General features: G+C 29.2%; 12 protein-coding genes. 7 read left to right on the top strand and 5 right to left on the bottom strand.

The window, feature by feature from the left end:
- Positions 1 to 6 precede the first annotated feature (6 nt).
- Genes trhO through gatC form a run of 5 tightly spaced genes read right to left on the bottom strand, consistent with a single transcriptional unit; the run spans position 7 to position 4,771 of the window.
- Entirely contained in the window at positions 7 to 912 is a 906-nt protein-coding gene (gene trhO, locus ACTTBK_RS02135) for an oxygen-dependent tRNA uridine(34) hydroxylase TrhO (protein WP_440618363.1), read from the bottom strand.
- Positions 912 to 1,562: an O-methyltransferase gene (locus ACTTBK_RS02130; protein WP_440618362.1), complete on the bottom strand. Its 651-nt coding sequence runs from the start codon at positions 1,560 to 1,562 to the stop codon at positions 912 to 914. Before ACTTBK_RS02130 ends, trhO begins: the two co-directional genes overlap by 1 nt.
- 4 nt (positions 1,563 to 1,566) lie before the next feature.
- Entirely contained in the window at positions 1,567 to 3,030 is a 1,464-nt protein-coding gene (gatB, locus tag ACTTBK_RS02125) for an Asp-tRNA(Asn)/Glu-tRNA(Gln) amidotransferase subunit GatB (RefSeq protein ID WP_440618361.1), read from the bottom strand.
- On the bottom strand, positions 3,027 to 4,484 hold the full coding sequence (gene gatA / locus ACTTBK_RS02120) for an Asp-tRNA(Asn)/Glu-tRNA(Gln) amidotransferase subunit GatA (RefSeq protein ID WP_440618360.1): 1,458 nt from the start codon (positions 4,482 to 4,484) through the stop codon (positions 3,027 to 3,029). Before gatA ends, gatB begins: the two co-directional genes overlap by 4 nt.
- Positions 4,484 to 4,771 (bottom strand): Asp-tRNA(Asn)/Glu-tRNA(Gln) amidotransferase subunit GatC, encoded by a 288-nt coding sequence (gatC, locus tag ACTTBK_RS02115; protein WP_440618359.1) that lies wholly within the window; start codon positions 4,769 to 4,771, stop codon positions 4,484 to 4,486. Before gatC ends, gatA begins: the two co-directional genes overlap by 1 nt.
- Positions 4,772 to 4,821: 50 nt before the next feature.
- Here gatC and ruvX point away from each other — a divergent pair, with 50 nt between their 5' ends.
- Genes ruvX through ACTTBK_RS02080 form a run of 7 tightly spaced genes read left to right on the top strand, consistent with a single transcriptional unit; the run spans position 4,822 to position 11,489 of the window.
- Positions 4,822 to 5,277 (top strand): Holliday junction resolvase RuvX, encoded by a 456-nt coding sequence (gene ruvX, locus ACTTBK_RS02110; protein WP_440618358.1) that lies wholly within the window; start codon positions 4,822 to 4,824, stop codon positions 5,275 to 5,277.
- 42 nt (positions 5,278 to 5,319) lie between these two features.
- The gene (locus ACTTBK_RS02105) at positions 5,320 to 6,258 is read left to right on the top strand and encodes an aspartate carbamoyltransferase catalytic subunit (protein WP_262589128.1); all 939 of its coding nucleotides are present in this window, start codon (positions 5,320 to 5,322) and stop codon (positions 6,256 to 6,258) included.
- A complete protein-coding gene (pyrC, locus tag ACTTBK_RS02100; protein ID WP_440618357.1) occupies positions 6,259 to 7,545 on the top strand; it encodes a dihydroorotase in 1,287 nt (428 codons plus the stop codon).
- 2 nt (positions 7,546 to 7,547) lie between these two features.
- Positions 7,548 to 8,126, top strand: a complete 579-nt coding sequence (gene plsY, locus ACTTBK_RS02095) for a glycerol-3-phosphate 1-O-acyltransferase PlsY (RefSeq protein WP_440618356.1) — start codon at positions 7,548 to 7,550, stop codon at positions 8,124 to 8,126.
- Positions 8,127 to 8,163: 37 nt separating this feature from the next.
- Positions 8,164 to 10,755 carry a type I DNA topoisomerase gene (topA, locus tag ACTTBK_RS02090; RefSeq protein WP_440618355.1) on the top strand — a complete coding sequence of 864 codons (2,592 nt, stop codon included), beginning with the start codon at positions 8,164 to 8,166 and terminating at the stop codon, positions 10,753 to 10,755.
- A complete protein-coding gene (locus ACTTBK_RS02085) occupies positions 10,745 to 11,026 on the top strand; it encodes a hypothetical protein (RefSeq protein ID WP_440618354.1) in 282 nt (93 codons plus the stop codon). Before topA ends, ACTTBK_RS02085 begins: the two co-directional genes overlap by 11 nt.
- A 1-nt stretch (position 11,027) precedes the next feature.
- Positions 11,028 to 11,489, top strand: a complete 462-nt coding sequence (locus ACTTBK_RS02080; protein ID WP_440618353.1) for a RidA family protein — start codon at positions 11,028 to 11,030, stop codon at positions 11,487 to 11,489.

The raw sequence follows: 11,489 nt of genomic DNA, 5'->3' as shown, positions 1-11,489 counted from the left end.
AATATTTTAATATTCTTTTTGAAAGATATGACTTTTTCCAGTTTTTTTGGCAAGGTTAATTTGTTTTTGTCTCATTCTAAATCTCGATTTTTGATTATTTGTTAAATTATCGTGACAATTTGGACAAGAAACACCTTCTTCATATTTTTTTGATTTTTTATCTTTTGGAGAAATAGGTTTTCTACAACCACTACACATAGAGTAAGAACCTATTTTCAAACCATGCTTTAAACTAATTCTATTATCAAATACAAAGCACTCACCTTTCCATAAACTTTTTTTTGGGTCCGTTTTTTTTAAATAGTTTAAAATACCACCCTTTAGTTGGTAGACATTATTGTAACCTTTATTTTCCAAAAAGACTGACGCTTTTTCACACCTAATACCTCCAGTACAAAACATAGCAATAGGTTGATTTTTTTTTAATTTTTTAAGATATTTTGGAAAATCTCGAAAATTATCTACATCTGGATTAATTGAACCTTTAAAAGTTCCAACTTTATATTCAAAAGGTTTTCTAGCATCAATTAAAACTGTTTTTTTATCTTTAATTAATGAGTTCCACTTTTGCGGGTTAAGATGACTATCTTTTTTTTTAATTCTCTTTTTTAAACTTAAATTCATTGGAACCACTTCCTTTTTGATTTTTACTTTTGGTTTATGAAACGGCTGAAAAGAGCTTTTTGAATTATTAATGCTATCAAATTTTTCAAATTTAAATAATTTGTGTAAATAATCTTTAATCAATTTAATATCTTTATTTTTGCCAGAAATTGTTCCATTTAACCCTTCATTGGAAATAATAATTGTTCCACGTATGTTTTTATTTAATAATTGATCTTGAAGTATTTTTTGATTTTTCTTTAAATAAGAAATTTTAATAAACTTATAAAATCCAAAAACATCAAACATTATAATTTTCTACAAACTGTCATACCATCTCCTAATGGAACTATAATTTTTTCAACTCTTTTATCTTTAGAAACATAATTATTAAAATCTTTAATTGTTAAAGTGATTTTATCATCACTATTTTCATCGACAACTTGACCATACCATAGAACATTATCAATTATTATTAAGCCATTTTTCTTTAATAAAATTAAAGATTTTTCATAATATTCTTTATAATTTTTCTTATCAGCATCAATAAAAATTAAATCAAAATCATTTTCTTTTAATTCATTTAAACTTTCTAAAGCAGGTTTAATTATTGTTTGAATTTTATGACCTTGTTTTGCTTTTTCAAAAAATTTTATTGCAATTTCGTTAGTTTCTTGATTTTTGTCCAAAGCAATAATTCTACCATCTTCTGGTAAAGCAAGAGACATTGATAAAGCACTTAAGCCGGTAAAAGTTCCAATCTCTAGTATTTTTTTAACATTAGATGTTTTTACTATTAAGTATAAAAATTGAGATTGTGAGATAGATATTTGCATCCTTTTAATATCTCCCAGAGACTCATTGTAAGAAATAATTTCTTTTTGAACTGAATGAAGATCTAGTCCATTATTTAAAATGTAATCTTGAATTTTGATGCTAATTTTTAGGTCTGAGCCCATGAACCTAAAGTTTTTTCTTTAAAATCTCATTTACTAACTGAGGGTTAGCTTTTCCACCTGAAACTTTCATTACTTGTCCAACAAAGAAGCCAAATAATTTAACTTTACCAGATTTGTATTCGGTGGCTTTATCTCTATTGCTATCAATTACTTTATCTATTAAAGCTTCTAAAGCTTTTGGATCACTTTCTTGTTTTAATCCTTTTTTTTCAACAATTTTTTTAGGATCCTTGTCCCCTTCCATCATTTGCTCAAAAACAGTTTTTGCAATTTTTCCAGAAATTGTGCCATCCTTAATTAAATTAATTAATTTTGACAAATTACCAGCACTAATTGGACTATCAGTTATTTCTAAATTTTTTTCATTAAGTGCAGCAAATAATTCACCTATAATCCAGTTTGTTGCTAATTTAACGTCAGATTTTTTAACAACATCTTCAAAATAGTTTGAGGTTTCAATGTCTGAAACCATGATATTTGCTTCATATGGAGTTAATTTAAATTGAACTATAAATCTCTTTTTCTTTTCATCAGGTAACTCTGGTATTTCTGATTGCAATTGATTGATAAATTCATCAGAAACTTCTAGTGGTAATAAATCAGGATCTGGAAAATATCTATAATCATGAGCATCTTCTTTTGATCTCATGGATCTTGTTTCATTTTTTTTAGTATCAAAAAGTCTTGTTTCTTGATCAACAGATTGTCCGTCTTCAATTAAATCAACTTGCCTATTAGCTTCATATTCAATTGCCATTTGCATGAATTTAATAGAATTAACGTTTTTAATTTCACATCTAGTACCAAAATCTTTTGTTCCTTTTTTTCTTACAGAAACATTAACATCTGCTCTCAAAGATCCTTCCTGCATATTACCATCACAAGTTCCTAAATAACGCATAATTGATCTTAATTTCTTAATATATGCATTAACTTCATCTGGCGATCTTAAATCAGGCTTGCTGACAATTTCCATTAAAGCTACACCTGACCTATTTAAATCAACAAAGGTGTTTTTTGGATCTAAATCATGGATACTTTTACCCGCATCTTGTTCTAAGTGTAATCTTTCAATACCAACCTCTTTTTGACCATCCGGCATATCCAAAATAACTTTACCTTCACCAACTATTGGGTCCTTAAATTGAGAGATTTGGTATCCTTGTGGTAAATCAGCATAAAAATAATTTTTTCTATCGAATACTGATCTTTTGTTAATTTTAGCTTTTAATCCTATTCCAGTTTTAATTGCTTGCTTAACACAAAATTCATTAATCACTGGAAGCATTCCAGGAAAAGCAGCGTCTACTAAACTTACCTGTGTGTTTGGTTCAGCGCCAAATTTAGTAGCTGACGTAGAAAATAACTTTGATTGGGAAAGTACTTGAGCATGAACCTCTAAACCAATGACAACTTCGTATTGATTATCATTTCTATTGATTAAATATTCTGACTTTTCTTTACTCACTTAATCCACCAATCAGTAATTTTATTTTTAAAATTAATTTTTTCTTCCATTGCATAAGCAATGTTTAAGATATTTTGTTCATCAAATGCTTTTCCAATAATTTGTAAACCTAATGGGTAGCCTTTGCTGTCATGACCAGCTGGAATAGAAATTCCTGGTAAACCTGCTAAATTTACAGGAACAGTAAAAATATCGTTTAAGTACATTGAAACTGGGTCATTTGTTTTTTCACCAATTTTAAAAGCAGAACTAGGGGTTGATGGAGTCAATATTGCATCTACTTTTTTGTATGCTTCATCAAAATCATTCTTAATTAATTTTCTAACTTTTTGAGCTTTCAAATAATATGCATCGTAATAACCTGAAGATAAAACATATGTACCTATCATTATTCTTCTTTGAACTTCGGCTCCAAATCCCTCTGATCTAGTTTTTTCATACATATCAATAAGGTTTTCTCCATCAGCTCTAAAGCCATATTTAACACCATCATATCTTGCAAGATTAGAAGATGCTTCAGCTGGTGCCACTATATAGTAAGTTGGTAAAGCATAATTTGTGTGTGGAAGAGAAATATCAATTATTTCCGCACCACAATCTTTAGCATACTCAATACCTTTCTGCCAAAGATCATGAATTTCTTTTGGCATTCCATCAACTCTATATTCTTTTGGTATACCTATTTTTTTTCCTTTAATGTCTTTTGTTAATTCTTTGCTGTATTGGTTTCTTTTAAAATCAATAGAAGTTGAGTCTTTTTGATCGTATGAGCTAATTACCTCTTGCAACAATGCACAATCTTTTACGTTTCGAGCCATTGGACCAGCCTGATCAAGAGAAGATGCAAAAGCAACTATTCCATATCTAGAACAACTACCATAAGTTGGTTTTAAACCCACTGTGCCTGTAAATGACGCTGGTTGTCTAATAGATCCACCTGTATCAGTTCCAATTGTAATTGGAGTTAATTGTGCTGCTACAGCAGAAGATGAACCACCAGATGAACCACCTGGAACTAAATTTTTATCAATAGGATTTTGAACATTACCAAAAAAACTTGTTTCATTTGATGATCCCATTGCAAATTCATCACAGTTTAATTTACCAATAAGAATTGCTCCCTCATTCCAGATATTCTGAGTAACAGTAGACTCATAAGTGGGTACAAAATTGTTTAATATTTTGCTACCAGCTGTTGTTCTTACATTAGCTGTACAAAATAAATCTTTTACAGCCATTGGTATTCCTGGTAATTTTAAATCCAATTTTGGGTTGTTATCAAATTTTTTAGCTTTTTCTAAAGCATTACTAAAATCTTCAGTAATATAAGTGTTTAATTCTTTTGATTTTTCTGATCTATCAACAAAAGCTTGGGTAATTTCTGAAGAAGAAAGTTTTTTTTCTTTAATATTATTAACTAATTCAGAAAGCGTTTGCTTGGTTATATCAGACATTATTCTATAACTTTTGGTACAACAAAATAATCTTCATTATCTTTTGGAGAATTTTTTATTATTTGTTCCCTTAAATTTTTACTTTTAACTTCATCAGTTCTTAATTTTAAAGTCGTTTCAGCCACTGATGTAAGTGGTTCAACATTTTCAGTTTTAAGTTCATTGAGTTTTTCAATGAAATCAAAAATTGAATTCAAATCACTAGCAAGTTTTTCAGCTTTTTTCTCATCTACTGAAATTCTTGATAATTTAGATATATGCTTTATGGTTTTAAGATCGATGCTCATATGATATTTAAATATGACGCAAACTATCACTATAGTTTAAAATATACAACATGATCACAATAGAAGAATTTAAAAAAAAACAGTCAGAAAAATGTCGTTTGATGGGTTTAGATTTGGGCTCAAAAAGAATTGGTGTATCAATTTGTGACGAAAAGCAATTAATTGCTACCCCTTATAAAACTATACATAAATCAAAAAATAATGAATTAATTGAAGAGTTAAAAAACATTATTCAAGAGAATGACATCAAGGCAATTATCATTGGTTATCCTTTAAATATGGATGGATCTTCAGGCTCTTCAGCACAGTCAGTCAATGATGTATCTAAAAATATAGATAAAGAGATAGATGTTGATGTGTGTCTCTGGGATGAAAGGCTATCAACTGTTGGGGCTTTTAATTTATCAAGCCAATTAGATGTTAATGTATCTAAAAGAGAAAAGAATATAGATCAGAACGCAGCAGCTTTTATTCTTCAGGGAGCCATAGACTATCTAAATAATTAATCCTTGCCATTCAACGGCTTTATAGTTATAGAGTTAATTTTAATGGCAAAAAACATCAAAGCTATTAAAATTTCTCAAAAACATTTGTTAGGTATCCAAGATCTATCAGTTAGTGATATTAACTACATTTTAGATGAATCTGAAACTTTCATTAAATTAAATCAGAGCAAGAACAAGAAAATTGATGTTCTTAGAGGCAAAACTCAAATTAATCTATTTTTTGAACCATCAACAAGAACACAAAGTTCATTCGAGTTAGCTGGAAAAAGACTTGGTGCTGATGTGATGTCAATGAATATGAATAATTCAGCAATTAAAAAAGGTGAAACTTTAATTGATACAGCAATGACTCTAAATGCGATGCATCCTGACATTATTGTAATAAGACATCAAGATTCTGGGGCATGCAATTTATTATCTCAGAAAGTAAATTGTGTAGTATTAAATGCTGGTGATGGAAGGCGTGAGCACCCTACTCAAGCATTGCTGGATGCTTTAACAATAAGAAATAGAAAGAAAAAAATTGAAGGATTAAAAATTGCTATATGTGGAGATATTCTTCACTCAAGAGTCGCAAGATCAAATATTTATTTACTAACTATGCTTGGTGCTGAAGTAAATATTGTTGCCCCAACAAATTTAATGCCAAAAGAAATTGAAAAGTTTGGTGTTAATACTTTTACTGATATGAAAAAAGGATTGAAAGATTGTGACATTGTAATGATGCTAAGATTACAAAATGAGAGAATGACAAGTTCTTATTTGTCATCAAATAGGGAGTATTATGAATATTACGGTTTAACACCTGATAAATTAGATCATGCTAAACCTGATGCACTAATAATGCATCCTGGCCCAATGAATAGAGGTATCGAAATAGATACAAGATTGGCTGACGATATAAATAAAAGTGTAATCAAAGAGCAAGTTGAACTTGGAGTTGCTGTAAGGATGGCCTGTTTAAAAATATTTTGTGAATAAATGAAAAAACAATATTTTATCAATGCAAATATAATTGATCCTCAAAATTCAATTAATGAAAATGGAGGATTAATTATTAGCGAAGAAGGCAAAATTGAAGCAATAGGAAAAAAAGTAAATATAAATAATTTACCATCCAGAGAAAAACCAATTGATTTAAAAGGAAAATATATATTCCCTGGTTTAGTCGATATGAGAGTTTTTGTTGGAGAACCTGGGTATGAGTATAAGGAAAATTTTAGAACTCTAAGTAATGCAGCTCTATCTGGAGGAGTAACATCTGTAGTAACAATGCCTAATACAGATCCTGTAATTGATAATGTTTCAATAGTAGATTTTTTAAAACGAAGAGGACGAGATAAATCTAAGATTAATATATTTCCATGCGCATCTCTTACACAAAATGTAGAGGGAACAAATATGACGGAATTTGGATTATTAGCTAATAAAGGAATTGTAGCTTTTACAGATGGTGTAAAGACAATTCAAAATACTAGATTAATGTCAAGAATAATGAATTCAGCAAAGGATTTAGGATGCCTAATAATGCAACATGCTGAGGATTATGAGTTGGCAAAAAACGGTATGATAAATTCCGGTATAATCGCTACAAAACTTGGGTTATCAAGTATACCAGATGTGGCTGAGAGAATAATTATTGAACGAGATTTAACATTGTTAGAAAAATCAAAGTGTCGATATCACATATCTCAACTATCATCAGGCAAATCAGTGGAAATAATTAAACAAAGAAAAAATGATATTAAATTTTCTTGTGGAGTTTCAATAAATAACCTTTCCTTAAATGAAAATGATATTGGAGATTTTAAAACATTTTTAAAATTATCTCCGCCATTGAGAAAAGAAGAAGATAGATTGGCTTTAGTCCAAGGATTAAAAGATAAAACAATTGATGTCATTGTTTCAGATCATAAACCTGAAGATGAAGAATCAAAACGATTGACATTTTCGCAAGCAGCAACAGGTGCATCTGGTATTGAAACTTTGTTGTCTTTAAGTTTGGAACTATTTCATAATGGATCTGCAAAACTTGAAACAATAATCCAAGCACTAACATCTAATCCAGCTAAAATTTTAAATATCAATAAAGGAAATCTTTCAATTGGTAATGATGCTGACTTTTGTATTGTTGATATAAATAAACCTTGGATTGTAAAAAAAGAAAATTTAATTTCTAAATCCAAAAATACGTCTATTGAGGACAAAAAACTTCAAGGAAAAGTAACCAATACATTTGTAAAAGGTAAAGAATTATTTAAGATATAAAAATGGAATTATTAACAATAGGTATTATCTCATACCTAATGGGTTCTATCCCATTTGGGTTAATATTAACTAAAATTTTTTTAAAAAAAGATATCCGAGATATTGGATCAGGTAACATTGGTGCAACAAATGTTCTAAGAACAGGAAATAAATTTATTGGTTATTCAACTTTAATACTTGATATAGTTAAAGCAGTTATTCCAGTTTTATATGTAAAGGTAAATTTTCCTGATCTGATTTATATATCAGCTTTATGTGCTTTTCTGGGTCATGTTTTTCCAGTTTGGTTAAAGTTTAAAGGTGGTAAGGGAGTAGCAACTTATGTTGGTATATTATGCAGTATGAATATAATATTTGGAATAGTTTTTGGTATTTGTTGGCTTGTAACTTTTTTTATTTCTAAATTTTCATCATTAGCATCATTAATTGGATCCTTTTCAGTTCCTGTTTATTTATTTCTGTTTGAATCAATAGAAAATGAATTATTTTTTGGAATAATGTTTATTTTAATATTTTATACTCATAGAGAAAATATTAAACGACTGATAAATAAAGAAGAAAACAAGACTAAAATTTATTAATTTGACTATCAAACACTTTTAAGTAGTTTGTTAAATTATGAATCTAGTCATAGTTGAAAGTCCTGCAAAAGCTAAAACCATCAACAAATACCTTGGTGATAATTATACTGTTTTAGCTAGTTATGGTCATATAAGAGATCTACCATCGAAAAATGGATCGGTTGATCCTGATCATAATTTTAAAATGGAATGGGAAGTTGATAGTTTTTCAAAAAAATATTTAAAAGAAATAACTGATGTTGCAAAGGAATCCTCTAAAATAATACTTGCGACTGACCCTGATCGTGAAGGTGAAGCTATAGCATGGCATGTTAAAGAATATCTTGATGAAAAAAAACTTTTAAAAGATAAAGAAATTGAAAGAGTTGTTTTTAATGAGATAACAAAAAAAGCCGTAATTCATGGCATTGAAAATCCACGACAAATCGAACCTTTGTTAGTGGATGCCTACATGGCAAGAAGAGCTCTTGATTACTTAGTTGGTTTTAATATTTCTCCAATACTTTGGACTAAACTACCTGGGTCAAAATCAGCTGGAAGAGTTCAGTCTGTAGCTTTAAAATTAATCACTGAAAGAGAGCATGAAATAGAATTATTTAATCCAGAGGAATTTTGGACACTTACTCTTAAATTTGGAGATGATAATAAAAATACTATTACTGCAAGCATCTCACAATTAAATGGTAACAAAATAGAAAAATTTACTTTTAGAGACAAGAATAGCATTGAAAAAGCAATCAAAGAAATAAAAGATAAAAAATTTCAAATAACAGATATTTCATCAAAAGTTGTAAAAAGAAACCCCTCTGGTCCATTTACAACCTCTACATTACAACAAGTTGCATCTAGTAGATTAGGTTTTGGAGCTTCAAGAACAATGCAAATTGCACAAAAATTATATCAAGGTGTTGAGATTGATGGAGATACTGTTGGATTGATTACTTATATGAGAACTGATGGAACTAATTTATCAGCTGATGCAGTAAATGATTTTAGAAATTTTATTAAAAGTGAGTATGGTAATGAATATTTGCCTGCATCTGCAAATAATTATTCTGGTAAAAAAGCTAAGAACGCACAAGAAGCTCATGAGGCTATTAGACCAACAGATATAAATAGAGCACCCGACACTCTAAAAAAATATTTAAGCAGTGATCAACAAAAACTATACAATTTAATTTGGTCCAGAGCTTTATCCTCACAAATGGAAGTTGCTCAATTTGACAGAAATACCATAACAATAGAATCAGAGGATAATCAGACAATATGTAAGGCAAGTGGCTCTGTATTAAAATTTGATGGCTTTTTAAAAGTTTACTCAAATACAAGCAAAGATGATGATGAAGAAATTTTACCAGAAATGTCTAAAGGACCAATTAATATTGAAGCATTAATTGATGAACAACATTTTACACAACCACCTCCAAGGTATTCTGAGGCAAGTTTAGTCAAAAAATTAGAAGAATTGGGAATTGGTAGACCTTCTACTTACGCAAGTATAATTTCCACAATAGCTAATCGAGGTTATGCAGAAATAGTAAATAAAAGGTTTTTCCCCACGGATCGTGGCAAACTTATCTCTGCATTTTTAGAAAAATTATTTTCTAAATACGTTGATTATAACTTTACTGCAGGTTTAGAAGATCAATTAGATGAAATTACAACTGGTAAAGAAAGCTGGATAAAAGTTTTAGAGATGTTTTGGAAAGATTTTAACAATAATGTTTCTGAGGTTAAGGAGAAGAGAACAAGAGAAGTGTTAGATCTTTTAAATGAAAGTTTAGGAGCTTTAATTTTTGATACTGATAAAGATGGAAATATTGTTCGAAACTGTCAGCTATGTGAAACAGGTTCACTAAGTCTTAAAAATAGTTTTAGAGGTGGAGCTTTTATAGGATGTTCAAATTATCCAGAGTGTAAATTCACTAGACCCTTGTCTAAGGCAAAAGCAGCAGCTCAATCACAGCTAGCAGAACCTAAATTTTTAGGAAAACACGAAAATGGTAATGATATATATTTGAAAAATGGAAGATTTGGTCCCTATCTTCAATATGAAAAACTCAAGGAAGAAGAAATAGAAGAGCCAAAAACTAAAAAAAAGAAAAAAACTAAAAAATCTAAACCAGATGTTAATGAATTAATTAAAAATGTTTCTATACCAAAAGGTTTAGAGTTAGAAAATATTGATTTAGAAAAAGCTCAGTTTTTATGTTCTCTCCCAAAATCAATTGGTGTTAACCCTGATAATCAAAAAGAAATAATTTTAAATACTGGAAGATTTGGTCCCTATCTTAAGTGTGAAAATAAATCTGCTAGAATAGAAAATGTAGAAGAAATTTTCTCTATAGGATTAAATCGAGCAATTACCCTCATTGCTGAAGCGAAACCAGGTAGAATGTCTTCTTCAATTATTAAGGATTTAGGAGAACATCCAGAAGATAAAAAACCAGTTAGGGTTATGAAGGGGCAATATGGTCCTTACATAAAATATAAGTCTTTAAATGCAACAATTCCTGAAGAAAAAGATCCATCAGAACTTACAATGGAAGAGGCCTTAATCCTTATTGAGAAAAGAAAAGAATACGATAAAACTAAAAAGAAAAAAAAACTAAAAAATAATGATAATTAAATTACTTGCTTATTTATTAATTTTGACAATCACTAATGTTAACTTATCTGTGGCAGATGATTGTAATAAATTTGATAAATTAAGTAAAGAATATGCAAAATGTACAGCAGAATTGATTAAAGAAAAAACTTCAGAAAAAGCTGAATTGATCAAAGAAAAAACTTCTGAAAAATATAAAGAAGGAAAAAAAAAACTTAATAAATTAAATTTAAAAGAGAAATTAATTAAATTTAAAAATAGTAAATCACACAAAGAATTCACGGAGAAATAAAATGAATTTTGAAAAAAAAATAAAAGAATTAAATATTATTTTACCAGAAGCAAAACCTCCTGTTGGCTCATATGTTGCAACTAAAGTAACTGGTAATCTACTTTTTATTTCAGGTCAAATATCAATAAATGAAAACGGAGAGTTAATTAAAGGAAAAGTTGGTAAAGATTTAAGTACAGAACAAGGCTACGAAGCTGCGAAAAGATGTGGATTAAGCTTGGTTTCTCAAGCAAAGACTGCTTGTGATGGTGATTTATCTAGAATAAAATCATGCATCAAGTTAACTGGATTTGTTAATTCGACAAATGACTTTACCGAACAACCAAAAGTAATTAATGGAGCTTCAGATTTAATCGCATCAATATTTGGAGATGCAGGCATGCATACAAGAGCTGCCGTAAGTACTAACAGTTTACCACTTGGAGTTTCTGTAGAAGTTGATGCTATATTTGAGTTAAACTAA

Origin of the sequence: Candidatus Pelagibacter sp. HIMB1493 (assembly GCF_052047995.1) — a bacterium.
Classification (GTDB): Bacteria; Pseudomonadota; Alphaproteobacteria; order Pelagibacterales; family Pelagibacteraceae; genus Pelagibacter.
This window is presented reverse-complemented; position numbering and strand designations above follow the sequence as displayed.